The 14,703-nt window shown below is 74.3% G+C and carries 15 protein-coding genes; 9 read left to right on the top strand and 6 right to left on the bottom strand.

All coding sequences use genetic code 11. The features are described 5' to 3' along the window. Positions 1 to 38: 38 nt before the first annotated feature. The gene (locus D7318_RS12215) at positions 39 to 713 is read right to left on the bottom strand and encodes a bifunctional DNA primase/polymerase (protein WP_120696963.1); all 675 of its coding nucleotides are present in this window, start codon (positions 711 to 713) and stop codon (positions 39 to 41) included. Positions 714 to 907: 194 nt separating this feature from the next. Between D7318_RS12215 and D7318_RS12210 the strand changes: the two genes are divergently transcribed. The 4 genes from D7318_RS12210 (at position 908) to purU (ending at position 5,393) form a co-directional block, all read left to right on the top strand. Then, positions 908 to 2,326 (top strand): transcriptional regulator, encoded by a 1,419-nt coding sequence (locus D7318_RS12210; RefSeq protein WP_120696962.1) that lies wholly within the window; start codon positions 908 to 910, stop codon positions 2,324 to 2,326. A 106-nt stretch (positions 2,327 to 2,432) separates the two neighbouring features. After that, positions 2,433 to 4,010, top strand: coding sequence for a hypothetical protein (locus D7318_RS12205; RefSeq protein WP_183091385.1), 1,578 nt, complete (start codon positions 2,433 to 2,435; stop codon positions 4,008 to 4,010). Beyond that, positions 4,007 to 4,507: an SCO4402 family protein gene (locus D7318_RS12200; protein WP_120696961.1), complete on the top strand. Its 501-nt coding sequence runs from the start codon at positions 4,007 to 4,009 to the stop codon at positions 4,505 to 4,507. Before D7318_RS12205 ends, D7318_RS12200 begins: the two co-directional genes overlap by 4 nt. A gap of 22 nt (positions 4,508 to 4,529) precedes the next feature. After that, positions 4,530 to 5,393, top strand: a complete 864-nt coding sequence (purU, locus tag D7318_RS12195) for a formyltetrahydrofolate deformylase (RefSeq protein ID WP_120696960.1) — start codon at positions 4,530 to 4,532, stop codon at positions 5,391 to 5,393. 163 nt (positions 5,394 to 5,556) lie between these two features. Here purU and D7318_RS12190 read toward each other — a convergent pair whose 3' ends face one another. Both D7318_RS12190 and D7318_RS12185 read right to left on the bottom strand, forming a co-directional pair. Next, the gene (locus tag D7318_RS12190; protein WP_120696959.1) at positions 5,557 to 6,714 is read right to left on the bottom strand and encodes a zf-HC2 domain-containing protein; all 1,158 of its coding nucleotides are present in this window, start codon (positions 6,712 to 6,714) and stop codon (positions 5,557 to 5,559) included. Positions 6,715 to 6,860: 146 nt separating this feature from the next. Further along, complete coding sequence (locus D7318_RS12185) at positions 6,861 to 7,409, bottom strand: RNA polymerase sigma factor (RefSeq protein WP_120696958.1); 549 nt, start codon at positions 7,407 to 7,409, stop codon at positions 6,861 to 6,863. Positions 7,410 to 7,620: 211 nt separating this feature from the next. On the opposite strand from D7318_RS12185, the gene D7318_RS12180 reads away from it, so the two are divergent. Together D7318_RS12180 and D7318_RS12175 are read left to right on the top strand one after the other, a co-directional pair. After that, entirely contained in the window at positions 7,621 to 7,995 is a 375-nt protein-coding gene (locus D7318_RS12180; protein WP_183091384.1) for an STAS domain-containing protein, read from the top strand. Positions 7,996 to 8,211: 216 nt separating this feature from the next. Further along, a complete protein-coding gene (locus tag D7318_RS12175; RefSeq protein WP_183091383.1) occupies positions 8,212 to 8,679 on the top strand; it encodes an ATP-binding protein in 468 nt (155 codons plus the stop codon). Between the two features lie 188 nt (positions 8,680 to 8,867). On the opposite strand, the gene D7318_RS12170 is transcribed toward D7318_RS12175, so the two are convergent. Next, positions 8,868 to 10,004 (bottom strand): flavin-containing monooxygenase, encoded by a 1,137-nt coding sequence (locus D7318_RS12170; RefSeq protein WP_120697128.1) that lies wholly within the window; start codon positions 10,002 to 10,004, stop codon positions 8,868 to 8,870. A 113-nt stretch (positions 10,005 to 10,117) separates the two neighbouring features. Between D7318_RS12170 and D7318_RS12165 the strand changes: the two genes are divergently transcribed. Together D7318_RS12165 and D7318_RS12160 are read left to right on the top strand one after the other, a co-directional pair. Beyond that, a complete protein-coding gene (locus D7318_RS12165) occupies positions 10,118 to 10,441 on the top strand; it encodes a type II toxin-antitoxin system Phd/YefM family antitoxin (protein WP_120696957.1) in 324 nt (107 codons plus the stop codon). Beyond that, on the top strand, positions 10,362 to 10,571 hold the full coding sequence (locus tag D7318_RS12160) for a type II toxin-antitoxin system RelE family toxin (RefSeq protein ID WP_408055478.1): 210 nt from the start codon (positions 10,362 to 10,364) through the stop codon (positions 10,569 to 10,571). Before D7318_RS12165 ends, D7318_RS12160 begins: the two co-directional genes overlap by 80 nt. A gap of 40 nt (positions 10,572 to 10,611) precedes the next feature. Here D7318_RS12160 and D7318_RS12155 read toward each other — a convergent pair whose 3' ends face one another. Further along, complete coding sequence (locus tag D7318_RS12155; protein ID WP_120696955.1) at positions 10,612 to 11,262, bottom strand: TetR family transcriptional regulator; 651 nt, start codon at positions 11,260 to 11,262, stop codon at positions 10,612 to 10,614. A 252-nt stretch (positions 11,263 to 11,514) separates the two neighbouring features. Between D7318_RS12155 and D7318_RS12150 the strand changes: the two genes are divergently transcribed. Next, positions 11,515 to 13,896: a serine/threonine-protein kinase gene (locus tag D7318_RS12150; protein WP_120696954.1), complete on the top strand. Its 2,382-nt coding sequence runs from the start codon at positions 11,515 to 11,517 to the stop codon at positions 13,894 to 13,896. A gap of 183 nt (positions 13,897 to 14,079) precedes the next feature. On the opposite strand, the gene D7318_RS12145 is transcribed toward D7318_RS12150, so the two are convergent. Next, on the bottom strand, positions 14,080 to 14,607 hold the full coding sequence (locus D7318_RS12145; protein ID WP_147437670.1) for a hypothetical protein: 528 nt from the start codon (positions 14,605 to 14,607) through the stop codon (positions 14,080 to 14,082). Positions 14,608 to 14,703: the final 96 nt, after the last annotated feature.

Below are 14,703 nucleotides of genomic sequence, written 5' to 3'. Positions count from 1 at the left end.
CATGTTCCACCACGATAGACGCGCGCCCCCCGCGCCGGTCAGGCCCGGGGGCCGCCCTCCTGGCCACACGCGTACGCGAGCGAGGGCAGCACCTCGTCGACGCCGGGTAGCAGCCCGTTGCCCCCGCCCGCCGCGCGCACCCACAGCACGCGCCCCCGCGCGCCCAGCGACGTCGGCGGCGCCGCCACGACGTCGCCCTCGCCCCGCGCGGTCAGGTCGAGCGCCGCTGGCGACCAGCCGAGCCGCCGCACCAGGCCCGCCACCTTCGCCGCACCGCCGGGCAGCACGTAGAACTGCATGCGCCCGTACGGCGTTCCGGCCACCGGGCCGATGGCGACCCCGAGGCGTTCCATCCGGGCCAGCGCGAGACAGCCCGCCGCCTCGCCCACCTCGATCACGTCGAACGTCCGCCCGGTCGGCAGCAGGATCGACGCCCGCGGCTGCTCGGACCACATGCGCCGGGCGACCGTCACGCTCCCCGTGGCGTGCGCCGCCCAGTCCCGGCGCACGGGGTGTGCGCCGGGCGCACCGCACTCCCATGCCCGACACGAACACCAGGTCGTCTGCCCCTCGCGCTCGATCCACGCCCCGGGCAGCACCTCCCAGTGCCGGTCCCTGACGTAGTGGACCGCGTATTCGAGCAGGTTGCCGCCGTGCCGCTCGCCGCGCGCCGGAAGGAATGCCCCTGAGGTGGTTCCGATGGTCTCTTCCACGCCGATGACAACTTTGCTGCTCCGTACGGGTTACGGCCCCGGCGTGACGGGCTGCGGGTCGCGTCACCCGCATGCGGGGCGCATCGGTGCACACCTAGGGGCATACGGGATGGACCGGGCGGCCCGCGGGCAGTGATCAGGCCGGGAACTCCCCGGCCCGTGAGCAAGGGAGCCGTCAGCGAGGGAGCCGCTTGATGACCGCGAGACCACTCATCGCCCGCCAGCCGAACGAGCGCCTGTTGTCCCTCATCCGGGAGGCGGGCTGCTCCAACGCCGGGCTGGCCCGCCGCGTCAACATGTGTGCCGCCGAGCGCGGCTTCGACTTCCGGTACGACAAGACGTCCGTGGCCCGTTGGATCCGCGGCCAGCAGCCGCGGGGCCGCGCGCCCGACGTGATCGCCGAGGCGCTGGGCCGCAAGCTGGGCCGCCCGGTGACCGTCGACGAGATCGGCATGGGCACCGCGCGCCAGCTCACGTCGTCCGTGGGGCTGCACTTCGCCTCGGGGCTGAGCGAGTGCCTCGAGCAGGCCACCGAGCTGTGGCACTCCGACGTCGCCCGCCGCGAGAGCGGCGAGGGCCTCGGGCCCTACGCCGCGGGCGGCTCGCACGTCGCCCCCGCCGCGCTCGTCGAGCCGAGCCGCGACTGGCTGATCACCCCCGCCGACGCCGAGGTGGCCAGGTCGTCGGGGCCGCGCGTGGGCAGCGCCGACGTGGAGGCCGTGCTGGCGACCACGACCGCGCTCGTCGACCTCGACCGGCGCTGGGGCGCGGGCCATGTGCGCCCGGTCGTCGCCCACTACCTCAACAGCGTGGTCGCCGGGCTGCTCAGCGGCTCCTACCGGGAGACGGTGGGCCGCGAGCTGTTCGGCGCGGCGGCCAGGCTGACCGAGCTCGCCGGGTACATGGCGGTGGACAGCGGCCTGCCCGGGCTCGCCCAGCGTTACTACATCCAGGCGCTCAGGCTGGCCCAGGCCGCGGGCGACCGCGGCTTCGGCGGCTATGTCCTGGCGGCCGGAATGAGCCATCTCGCGGCCGAGTTGGGCAACCCCCGCGAGGTGATCCAGCTCGCGCGCGCCGCCCAGGAGGGCTCGCGCGGGCGCGCGACCCCGCGCGCGGAGGCGCTGTTCCTCGCCGCGGAGGCCCGCGGCTACGCGCAGCTCGGCGACCGGGAGAGCTGCCGCAGGGCCGCCTCGGCGGCGCTCGCGGCCATGGAGAGCGCGGGCGCCGGGTCGGGCGAGGAGCCCGCGTGGATCGCGCACTTCGACGCGGCCTATCTCGCGGACGAGTTGGCCCACTGCCACCGCGACCTCGGCCAGGGCAGGGCCGCGTCGCAGCGCGCGGCCGAGGCGCTGTCCTGGCACCCCGAGGGCAGGGCGCGGCGCCGCGCGGTGGGGCTGCTGCTGCTGGCCACGGGCCATCTCCAGGAGGGCGACGTCGAGGCGGCCTGCGGCGCGGCGGAGCAGGCGGGCACGCTGCTGAACGGGCTGCGCTCGGGACGCGGCGCCCACTACTTCGAGGACTTCACCACGCGCCTCGAGCCGCACCGTTCCGAGCCCGTGGTGCGGGAGTTCGCCGCGCGCTGGGAGGGGAGCGCCGTGGCGGCGGGGGTCTGACTCGCGGCTGACCTGCCCGACTTGACGCCCGACGGGCGGCGCCCGCAGGCTCCTTCCGAGCCGGTAGCGTGGCCCGGCGAAGGCGTTGACGGACGAGGAGCCCCGCGTGACCAGCCACAACGGACAGGACGACGAGCCCCGCGAGGGCGTGATTCTGCCGTCGACCACACGGGCCGAGCCCACCCAGGACCAGACGCTCGCCTCGGGCCAGCCCTGGGGGCAGCCGTGGGGGCCATCGGCCCCGCCGCCCCCGGCGCCCCCGGCGTCCCCTCCTCCCGCGGACTTCTCGGGGCAGGCGCCCTTCTCCGGGGAGGCACCCTTCTCCGGGGAGGCACCCTTCTCCGGGGAGGTGCCCCCGCCCGCCCCTCCGCCCTTCCCTCCCGGCCCGCCACCGGCCGCCCCGCCGAGCGCCGAGCCCGTTGTCCCGCCCGGCACCGGGCGGCGCAGACGCGGCGCCGCCACCCCGGGACGCCACCGCGCCGCCCTGCCCGCGACCCCCACCCCTGAGCAACCGGCCACCCCGCCGACCGTGCCCACTCCGCCCATGCCGGTCGACGAGGCCGCGACCCAGTTGATCGCGCCCGTCGAGACCACCACCCGGATACGCGCCGTGCCCGCGGGGCCGCCCGTGCCCGCCATGGACAGCGAGGGCGCCACCCAGCTCATCCCGCCCGTGCCCGCCATGGACAGCGAGGGCGCGACCCAGCTCATCCCGCCCGTCGTGACCGGGGACCCCGAGTCCACCACCCAGCTGCGCCGGGTCGACGCCGCCCCCGCGGCGCCCCACCGGGGCCCGGTCCCCGACGACATCCAGGAGACGCGCGCGATGCCCGCGATCTCCCTTCCGCAGGACCCACACCAGGACGCTCACCAGAACGTTCACCAGGATTTCGACGGGCTGTTCAGGTCAGCGGCCGCCAGGACGCCCCAGGCGCCACCCCCGCCGGGACCCTCCTCCCACCGGGGCCATGGCAGTGGGGGAGGAGGCGGAGGCGGGCGGCGCTCGCCCGCGCTGCTCATCGCCGTCGTCGTCGTGGGCTGCGCCGTCGTCGGCCTCGGCGCCGGAGCCCTGCTTGGCGGCGGTGGCGGCGACGACGGGGGCGACTCCACCCCCGAGAACAGCGCCAGCGCCCCCGCGCCCGAGGCCGAGGGTGAGAGCGAGGGCGAGGAGAACGCCGGGGCCGGGGACGCCCCCGACGAGGAGGCCCCGGTGGACGAGGAGGAGGCCGCCGCCCAGGCCGAGGCGCTCTCCGCGCTCCTCGGCGACAGCAACGACAGCCGCGACGCGGTCATCCGCGCCGTCGAGAACATCAGGAGCTGCGACCGCCTCAAGCAGGCCGCGACCGACCTGCGCGCCGCCGCCGAGCAGCGCAACGGTCTTGTCACGCGCCTCGACGAGCTGTCCGTCGACGCGCTGCCCGAGGGCGAGGCGCTGGCGACGGCGCTGACCGAGGCGTGGCAGGCGTCCGCCGAGGCCGACGAGCTGTACGCGGCCTGGGCCGACGAGGCGAGGACCGACCGCAGGACCGTCTGCCGCGGCGGCTCGGCCGCGCACACCGAGAGCGCGAGCCAGGGCGACGCCGCGAGCGGGCGCGCGACCGAGGCGAAGGAGCGGGCGGCCGCGTTGTGGAACCCGGTGGCGGGCCAGCACGGCCTGCCGGAGAGGGCGGCGACCCAGCTGTGACCGCACAGGCTTCCGAAAGGTCTTCCCGACACCCCCGCCGTTCCCCCACCATGGCAGGCATGCCGCTCAACGACATGCCCTGGTGGCGCTGGCGCGCCCATGTGCGCTCGGCGCTGCATATGCTCTCCGACCCCGCGTTCCACCAGAACTACTGGCTGCCCGGCGTCCCCGGCTACGGCGACGTCACCGACGCCGTCTACCGCCTGGTCGAGGACACATGGCTGGACAACTGGTCCGCCGAGAAGTACGTCGGCACCGTCTTCCGCGACAGCCAGGAGGCCGCACTCGTCGACGTGGCCGTGCTGCGCGTGCTGCGGATCATGCACCAGGTCGGGGCCGACGCCCCGGTCGCCGCCTATCTCCAGCACCACGGCTGGCCCGAGGCCGTCCGCGCGGCGCGCGAGGCGCATGTGCGGCTGGCCGCCGGGGACGGCCACGACCCCGACACGACCCCTACTTCCCTCGACGAACTGGCCGCCGCGATGCACGCGGTCTGAGGGCTGTGCCAGGCTACGCACCATGACCGCCGAGCAACGAGACGAGTACGTACTGACACTGTCCTGCCCGGACAGACCCGGCATCGTCCACGCCGTGTCCAGCTACCTGTTCATGACCGGCTGCAACATCGAGGACAGCCAGCAGTTCGGGGACCGGGACACGGGCCTGTTCTTCATGCGGGTGCACTTCTCGCCCGTCGAGCCGGTCACCGCCGAGAAGCTGCGCGCCAGCTTCGCGGCCGTCGGCGACACGTTCCAGATGGACTGGCAGCTCACGCCGGCCGGGGCGAAGATGCGCGTGCTGCTGATGGTCAGCAAGTTCGGCCACTGCCTCAACGACCTGCTGTTCCGCGCCCGCACCGGCGCGCTGCCCATCGACATCGCCGCCGTCGTCTCCAACCACACCGACTTCGCCGAGCTGTCCGCGTCCTACGGGATCCCGTTCCACCACGTCCCGGTGACCGCCGACACCAAGCCGGAGGCGGAGGCGCGGCTGCTGGCGATCGTCGAGGACGAGAACGTCGAGCTGGTCGTCCTCGCCCGCTACATGCAGGTCATCTCCGACGACCTGTGCAAGCGGCTGCCGGGCCGCATCATCAACATCCACCACTCCTTCCTCCCGAGCTTCAAGGGCGCGCGCCCCTACCACCAGGCGCACGCCAGGGGCGTGAAGGTGATCGGCGCGACGGCGCACTATGTGACGGCCGAGCTGGACGAGGGCCCGATCATCGAGCAGGAGGTGGAACGCGTCGGCCACGGCCTCACCCCGCGCCAGCTGGTCGCGGTCGGCAGGGACGTGGAGTGCCAGGCGCTGGCCCGCGCGGTCAAGTGGCACAGCGAGCACCGCGTCCTGATCAACGGCCACCGCACGGTGGTCTTCGATTAGTCCTGGCCGGACGGGCCACGCCGGAACACGCTCGGGGTGGGTGCGACGTCACGAAACGTTGCTCGGGGCGCCCGCCCGGACCGCGTCCGGCGCATGGGGCCGCCGTGCTCGGTGTGGGCCCCCGCCGTGGAGGCTCCTCCGAATGGTGCCCGGGCGGGAGCCCTTAAGGGCGTGACAGGGCCGCCGCCGCGTACAGGACGTCGTGTATCAGGGCCGCGTCGCCCTCCATGCCCGAGGCCGCCTCCTCGGGGGTGATGCGCCCCGCGGCCAGCTGGCAGAACTCCTCGTCCTCCAGCGTCACATGGGCCACCGCCTCGTCCCCTTCGGGTGCCTCGGCCGCCGAGACGCCCGCCGCTGGCGAGTCCACGGGGATGTACCAGTGACCGCCGCCCGCGCCCTCCACCTCAAGGTGGAGCGTGCGCACCGGCGCGCCCACGCTCGTCAGGCGCGCGGACGACATCGCGAGCCCCGCTCTGCGCCGCGCCGCGATGCTCTCGGGCAGCCGCCGCACCGCGAGGTCGACCAGCAGCCGCAGATGCGCGCCGACCGGCGGGTCGTACGGGTACTCGACGGCGTCCGCGATGTCCCTGGCGTGCACCCAGCACGTGAACGCCCGGTCGAGGAACGCGTCCGAGAGCGCCACCTCCGCGCCCTCTCCCCCGGGGAAGCGCCCTTCGTCGCCGAACGCCGCGCGTGGCACGGTCCGTTCGCCCGCCGCGCCGCCAAGCTCCGCCGCCGCCCGCACCAGGGAGCGCGACTGTTCGCGCCACAGCGGCCAGTCGTCCACGTCGGGCGCCCGCAGGCGTTCGCCCGCCGGGCCCGCCCCTGGCGGCGCCCCGGGCGGCGTCCCGCGCTCGGGCAGCCCGACGGCCGCGGCCAACAGGCCGTCGACGGCCAGCAGATGGCCGATCACGCCCGCCACGGTGGTCGGCCCGCCGTGCCACGCGTCGCCGTCGAACCACCGCAGCCCGACCGGCGTGCGCCACTCCTCCTCCACCATGTCCCGCAGCAACGCGTCGAGGCGCGCCGCCTCCTGGTCGTACGGCGCCGCCCACGGGGGCAGGGGCCGGCGCGCGGGGCGGCGCGCGAAGCAGTCGTCGAGCACCGCGACCCGCAGCTCGGGCGCGAGATCGAGGGTGCCCGGCGGCTCGAGCAGCGTCGCAGCGTCCCGCAGGCGCAGCGCCTCGTCCGCGCAGGACCCGCAGCCGCCCAGGTGCTCCTCGACGCGTTCGGACTCCTCGCGGGAGCACGCCGACAGCGCCCACGCGCCGAGCAGCGCCATCAGCTCCTGGTGCTCCCGCGGGCTCAGCGATGGTGACATCGGTTGGTCGCCCTCCCGTTGCCGAGGGGTGATCGCACGCCCATCCTCCGCCGGAACGCGCCCGCGCGCACCACGGGGCGCGGGCACGCGCGCGGTCTCGGACGCCCTGGTGGACCTCGGGTCGCCGTCCCCCTGGGACGGAGTCGTCACGGGCCCTCCCGCGGTGGATCCGCGCGGTAGGCGGCCGCGGAGGACAGGAGTTGGAGGCCGAGGCGCAGCCGTCGCCTGGCCTCGGCCTCGGTGATGCCGAGCCGCTCGGCCGTCCTGCGGTAGTCATGCCGCTGGAACCGGGTCAGCTCGAGCGCGTCGCGCAGCGGCGCGGGCATGGCCGTCACGATGTAGTCGGCGCGCGCCGCGGTGGACGCGGCGCGCACGTGCTCGTCGGACTCGGCGGCGCCGTCGGGGCCGCCGTCCCTGCGGCGCAGCAGGTCGACGGCAAGCCGGTGCGCCTCGGCGGCGATCCAGGAGCGCATCGGGCCGCGGTCGGGGTCGAAGTCGAGCGGCGACTCCCAGATGCGCCTGAACACCGCGCGCGTGACGCGCCGCGTGTCGTCCTCGTCGGCCAGGACGCGCAGGGCGATGCCGAACGCCAGCGGCGCGAACCGGTCGTACAGCTCCCCGAGCGCGGCCGCCTCGCCGAGGTGGAGCCGCTGCCGCATGTCGCGGTCCCAGTACGGGGGCGTTTCGTGCGCCATCCGGTCTCCCCAACTCCTTCGATCGCGCTCTACGACAACCTCAGGGCCCACACGTACGTCAAATGTAGTGTGCGGCGCTGTTCACGCGCGCCCCCGCGAACGGGACGGTCCACGGGGGGAAGGTGGACGCGTGGCGGGCCCGAAACTGGGCAGGCCCGAGGAAAGAGGGCGCGCGAACGGCGCGCGAAGGACAGAGAGGGAGCGCGGGCGCGTGGCGTTGAAGGTGGGATCGGAGCCGTGGGGGGAGTGGACCGTGCTGCGGGTCGTCGGCGAGTTGGACATCGCGACCTCGCCGACCGTTCGCCAGCATGTGCACGACGCGGTGGCCGAGGGGCGAAGACGCCTGGTCCTCGACCTGTCCGAGGTGCTGTTCTGTGACTCGAGCGGCGTGGGCGTCCTGGTGGCCGCGCGCCGATTGATGCGGTCGTGCGCCGGTGAGCTGCGCCTGATCCTCCCCGCGAGGGGCGCGGAGGACGGCTCGCACGTCAACCGTGTGCTCGCCGCGCTCGGCGTACGCCGGTTGTTCGACTGCTACCCCGATCTTCCGTCCGCGGCGGGCGAGAAGGGCACGCCGCTCTCCGCGTGAGCCGTGGACGTCGCTGGTGGGCGTGGGTAAGCACGCCCTCACTTCTGTTCGAGCCCGCCGGAGGCGGGTCGCACAGCCCGCCCTCTGCTTACTCCTTTGCGCCGGAATATTCCTGAAGCACTTGTTGTCCGACTCGCCCGTCAATCATGCTGTGCTGAGCCGGGGTTGTGCCTCGGTGTGAGGGGATTTGTCCGCCCGGTTCGGAGCGTGTGAACGGTGCAGGAGCTGGAAGAGCAGTTGGAGGTCGCCCCCGAGCCCGCCGAGGTGGGCAGGGCCCGCCGGTGGGTGCGGGCGCAGCTGGGGCGCGGGCAGCCCTGTCCTGCCCGCCCCGACGAGGGGCAGACGGACACCCTGATCCTGCTGGTCTCCGAGCTGGTGACCAACGCCGTGGTGCACACCGGGCGCCCCGCCGTGCTGCGGCTCGCGGTGCGCCGCGACCCGGTGCCGGGCAGGAACGTTCCCGTCCGCCTCGAAGTGGTCGACCGCGACGGCCGGGCCCCGCGCCCGCGGCGCGCGGAGGGTGAGGAGACCTGCGGCCGTGGCCTCGAGCTGGTGGAGGTGCTGGCCGACCGGTGGGGCTGGCAGACGGAGGGCAAGGGCAAGCGCGTGTGGTGCGAGGTGGACTGCGCGCCCGCTCCCGAGCCCGCTCCCGCCGGGCCCGCGGCCGGGGCGGCCTGCTCTTGACGGGCCGTGGGCGCTTGATCACCCTGGGGAAGGGTTCCGTGCGGCGCGTTGGAGGCCGGGCCGCCGGGACAGGGTGATGCGTTGCGAGGGGACGCCGAGGCGGGTCCTCGGCGAGTGCGGATCACCGGGTCCCCTCCCCCCACGGGGAGGGGCATCCCCTCTTCTCCCGCCCTGCTCCCCCGCCCGCGTCACAGCTCGCGGACGATGGCCGCCGCTATCTTCGGGGCGTCGCGGGCGAGTTCGCGGAGGTTGCCGCTGATGGGGTTGGCGTAGCCGGTGAAGTAGAGCCCTGCGGCGGCCGGGTGGGTCTCGCGGCCGTGCACCAGCGGGCGGCCGCGGCCGTCGAGCACGCCGAGGTGGGCGACCAGGGGTTCGAGCCCTCTTCGGTAGCCGGTGGCGGCTATCACCGTGTCGGGGCGTATGACCGCGCCGTCCGCGAGCGTGACGGCGTCGCCGTCGAACGACACGACCGCGCCCACGGGTTCGACCTGCTTCCTGCGCACCGCCCGCACCAGACCCGCGTCGAGCACGGGGATCGCGCCCTCGCGCACGCGCGAGTAGAGGCCGGTCCCGGGGCGCGGCAGGCCGTGCTCGGTGAGGTCGGGCAGGAGCCGTTCGACGGGGCGGGCCAGCCGGTCCACCAGGCGGACGGGCAGCCTGCGGCAGATGATGGCGCTGGCCTGCGACGGCCAGCCGAGCGTGGAGCGCCGCAGGATGTGCGGAACGCCGCGGACGGCCAGCCGGACGCGGCCCGCGCCGCCGCCCGCGAGGTCGGCGGCGATCTCGGCGCCGCTGTTCCCGGCGCCGACGACCAGCACGTCGCGCCCCTTGAAGGGGCCGGGGTTGCGGTAGCGCGCCGCGTGCAGGAGCTCGCCGGTATAGGTCTCGCGCCCCGGCCAATCCGGTACGCGGGGCGTGTGGTTGTACCCGGTGGCGACGACGACGGCGCACGCGCGGAGCTTGCGCCCGCCGTTGGCGTGCAGCACCCACTCGTCGTCGGGTCCGGGGCGGTCGACGCGCGACACCTCGACGCCCGCGGCCAGGTCGACGCGGTGGTAACGCGCGTAGGCCTCCAGGTAGCGCACATAGTCGTCGCGCCGCACCCAGCGCCCGGCGGAGCGGGGGATCGGCAGCCCGGGGAGCGAGGACCAGCGGCGCGTGGTGTGCAGCCGCAGCCGGTCGTAGTGGTTGCGCCATGAGCCGCCCACGTCGCTCGCCTTGTCGAGCACCACGGCGCGAACGCCGTACTCACCGAGCACGGCGGCTGTCGCGAGCCCTCCGGGACCGGCTCCGATGATGTGCACAGGCGACGTCGGCATGCTCATGAGGATACGCAGCGGGTGACGGCGCGAGGAGAGCCCGCCCACCCATCCCCGCACGGCAGTTCAACGGCCCGCGGAGGCGCGGCAGCGGTGCGCGCTTCTGTAATCTTCTGTGCATGGTGGATATCAGCTACTCGATCGTGGAGGCCCGCGCCCGTCTCGGAGCCATCGCCCGCGAGGTCTGTGCGACGCGAGAGCCGGTGGCGATCACGGACCACGGGCGGACCGTCGCCGTACTGGTCAGCCCCGCTGACGCGCTTGAGCTCGAGGAAGCGCGTGCGCTGGCCGCGCATCGTGAACGGCAGGCCAGGGGGGAGGACGCCGGGGTCCCTCATGAGGAGGCGTATCGCCGGATCTTCGGTGAGGGCGGGGCGTTTCGCCAAGACCGACCCCGACGGGGTGAAACAGGTCTTCGTGGCCGTCGACCACCTCGCCGATGACCCGCGGCCCGCGGGGGCGTTCGGGAGCGCGGACGTCCTGCGGATCCATGTCGGCCCGTACCGGGTGGTCTACGAGATCAGTGGCGCGGCGGTCCTGATCAGCGTGATCCACCTGGGGCGCATGCGCTGAGCGCGGGGGAACGTGGGGGGCGCGCGTGGGGGAGCGCGCGTCACGCCGTGGGCCTGCGGCCCGTGACGCCGAGGTGGAGGAGGAGCGTGAGCGCGGGCTTGAGGTCGGCCTGCTTGGCGCCGAGCGCCTGGAGGCTCTTGGGCTGGGACGAGACCCCGGCCAGCATCGTGACGAGCGAGCCCGCGAGCGCCACGGGGGTCGGGCCCTTGTCGGCGCCGCGGCCCCGTGAGCGGGCGCCCTCGATCGACTCGGCCAGCGGCTTGACCAGCGCGCCCTGGATCCGGGTGCGCAAACGGACAAACCGGCGGTCACCCTCGGCCGCTCCGAGGTCGATCACGCGCAGGATGGCGTCATGTTTCCGCCAGAAGGAGAGGAACCCGTCCACCAGCTCCTCGGCGGTCTGGCGGCCCGCCTTCCCGGTCCACGACCGCCCGGCGGCCAGCTCGGAGAGGTCACCGCTCTCCCGCACCGCGGTCTCCGCGATCTCCAGGACCGCGGCCTCCACATCGGGGAAGTATTGATAGAAAGTCGCAGGTGAGGTGCCTGCTTTACGGGCCACGTCGATGACCCTGACGTCCCGGTAGGGAGAGGTCCCCAGCATCTTGCCGAGGCAGTCGAGGAGCTTCTGCCGCGTTGCCTGACCGCGTCGCCCTGCGACTCGGCCGTCAACGGTTGTCACCTGTCCTGTCATGCCAGTCAGCTTATCGACGCGTGATCTAGGCGCGATTTGATCGCATCCGATCGGGGGGAGTAGAGAAGATGGTCGGTTCGGCACGGTTTCCAGCGATCGGGTCATGGGGGACATTTCCCTCAATCCAGACCCCCGGGTTCGCCACTGTCGGTCCCTGGGGGAAGAATCGACTCGTGAGTCCGCGGGACCGCGTGGCAATGAGATGCTGCACGGGGCGGTGAATGAGCGCCCGTACGGGGAGGTGTCCAGCACATGGTGGAGCAGCTGACGCAGCACGATCCGCGAAGGATCGGGCCGTTCGAGGTGCTCGGCCGGCTCGGCGCCGGGGGCATGGGGCTGGTCTACCTGGCCCGTTCCGCGTCGGGCCGCCGGGTGGCGATCAAGACGGTGCGCAGCGAGCTGGCCGAGGACCAGCTGTTCCGGGTGCGTTTCACGCGCGAGGTCGAGGCCGCGCGCGCGGTCAGCGGCTTCTACACCGCGGCCGTCGTCGACGCCGACGCCAGGGCCGCGGTGCCCTGGCTCGCCACCGCCTATGTGCCCGCCCCCTCGCTCGAGGAGATCGTCACCGAGTGCGGTCCCCTGCCGCCCGGCGCCGTCCGCTGGCTGGCCGCCGGGATCGCCGAGGCGCTGCACTCCATCCATGGCGCGGGCCTGGTGCACCGCGACCTCAAGCCGTCGAACGTCCTGGTGGTCGAGGACGGCCCCCGCGTGATCGACTTCGGCATCGCGTCCGGCGTCTCCAACACCCGCCTGACCATGACGAACGTCGCGGTCGGCACCCCCGCGTACATGTCGCCCGAGCAGGCCAAGGACTCCCGCAGCGTCAATGGCGCGAGCGACATCTTCTCGCTCGCCTCCACCCTGGTCTTCGCCGCCACGGGCCACCCGCCCTACCACGGCGGGAATCCCGTGGAGACGGTCTTCATGCTGCTGCGCGAGCGGCCCGACCTGTCGGGGCTTCCCGACGAGCTGCGGCCGCTGATCGAGTCGCTCATGGTCCACAAGCCGGAGGACCGCCCCAGCCCGGCGGACCTCCAGGCGCAGCTGGCCCCGCACCTGTTCGCGGCGAGCGACGACACCGGCAGCGCGTCGGCCTGGCTGCCGCCCGGCGCGGTCGCGCTGATCGAGAGCCGCAGAGGGCGCACCCCACAGGTGCCCGCGCCGGCGCCCGAGGCGAAGCACGCCGCGGTCTCCGCGCCGTCCGCCCCCTCGCCGCCCTCGGCGCCTTCGATGCCGCCCCCGATGCCGACGACGCCCCCGTCCGCGCCGCCCTCGCTGCCCCCGCCGATCCCCGCGTCGTCCCCGCCCCCGGGGCGCGACGGCCCGGTGCGGCTCCCCGGCTCGGGGATGCCGGTGGGCCCTGGCCCGCAGCGCGGCGAGCCCGCAGGCCCCGGCGACCACCTCGTGCCGCACTCCCCTGACTGGGCCCGCCCGCCCACCGGCGCGGCCGGGTCCCCGATGGCCAGCCCTTCGACGGCCCACCCTGGCCAGAGACCGGTCACCGCGGACCCCGCCCGCTGGCGCCCCTGGCGCTTCCGGATGAACAACGACCTGTGGGGCTCACCCACCGTGCGCGACGGCCTGCTGTACGTCACGTCGATGGAGGTGCACGCGCTCGACGTGGCCAGCGGGCGGCGGCAGTTCAAGACGCGCGAGGTCGCCTGGTCGATGGCGGTCACGGGCGGCCGCGTGCTGGCCTCCGACGGGCCGAGCCTGTACGCCCTCGACGCCACCGACGGCTCGGACCGCTGGCGCGTCCCCACCGACACATGGATCTACGCGCTGCGCGCCGAGCGCGGCACGGTCGTCACCGCCACGCGCGGCGGGGGCGTCCAGGCGTGGGAGTCGGGCACGGGCGAGCGGCTGTGGGAGATGTCCGGCGCGCAGGCGGACTTCGAGACCCACGACGCGGCGCCCGTGGTGCACGACGGGGTCGTCCACGCGTGGGGCGAGGGCCAGCTCTATGTGCTCGAGGCGCGCACGGGCACCGAGCTGTGGCGCCATCCCGTGGGTGACACATCGGTCACCGGCGGCGTTCCCGTGCGGGTGACGCCCACGGACGACGGGGTGGTGTTCGTGTGCGCGGGCTCGCGCGTGCTGGCCCTGGACGCGGCGAGCGGGGCGGAGCGCTGGAGGTTCGACGCCCCTGCGGCGATCCTGTGCCCCGCGACGTACCAGTCGCCGGGGGCGCGCGCCTCAGGGGTCTACTTCACCGACTACCTCGGCACGGTCTACGCGCTCGACGTGGCCACGGGCGACGACCGCTGGCGGATCGCCACCGAGGCGCGGCAGTCGGTCGAGCCGGTCGTGGTCGCGGACGGCCTCGTGCACCTGGGCAGCGGCTCGGCGATGTACACGCTGGACGCCGTGAGCGGCACGCCGCGCTGGCGCTTCGCCGCGGGCGACGCGATCGTGGGCTCCCCCGTGGTGCGGACGGGGCGCCTGCACTTCGGCTCGGAGGACCACTGCCTCTACACGCTGGACGCGGTGAGCGGGCGGCTGAGCTGGAAGCTGGAGACCGGCGGCGCGATCACCGGCACGCCGGCCGCGGCCGACGGCATGATCTTCGCCTGTAGCCAGGACCACTGCGTCTACGCGCTCGACGCCGCGCGGGGCACACGGCAGTCGGGCTGAGCCCTTGTCCGGGCGGACTTCGAGGCCCGGCCCCGCGTCGGTCAGCGGGGCACCCGCCCGGGGCCCAGCGTGAAACGCGGGGAGGGCGACGGCTCTTCGGCCGCCGCCCTCCCCGCGGGTCAACTCGCCACGCTAAGGGGGCGTGTCACGCGCGCCGGGCGCGCGCTGGGTGAACGGCGCGGATCACGCCGCCTCCCGGCCCTGCTCGCCTTCCCCCTCCCCGCGGCGGCGCATGCGCGACCAGGGTCCGTGCCGGACCTCGCCTCCGCCACCATGGGCGGCGCGCATGTGCTCGACGTGCCGGGCGGCGGCGTACATCATCGCCGCGGCCAGCAGGCCGATGCCGCCGAGCAGCGGGCCGAGCACCGGCCAGGACATTCCGCCCGGGCCGACGGTCAGGCTGTGGGCGGTCTGGTACTGCCGGGCCATCCACAGGATGGTGAACCCCAGGACCAGCAGGCCCGCCACGGTCATCAGCGACGCGGAGCGCAGTGCGATCGCCGCCACCGCGATGAGCGAGGCGATCAGGAACGGGAAGAACATGCCGGTGAGCAGATTCGCGTCGCTCCCGGTGATGCCCTGCCCGCCGAACAACTGCGGCCACTTGAAATGCCATCCATGACGGCCGCCGTACCAATTCAGGAACACACCTGCGATCGTCGCCGCGATGGCAAGTCCGGCGAGCACGGGCGCAAGGACTTTACGCCACATATCGAGCCTCCCTCGGTGTGGCTTTTGTCTTATTCCGGCTCGTCTTCTCACGTTACGTCCCCTGGGCGACCCTCGCACCCCGAACGGCGGCGGCCC

This window comes from Streptomyces radicis, assembly GCF_003626575.1.
GTDB classification, from domain to species: Bacteria; Actinomycetota; Actinomycetes; order Streptomycetales; family Streptomycetaceae; genus Streptomyces; species Streptomyces radicis.
Note: the sequence above shows the minus strand (reverse complement) of the source record. Positions and strands in the feature narration are given on the sequence as shown.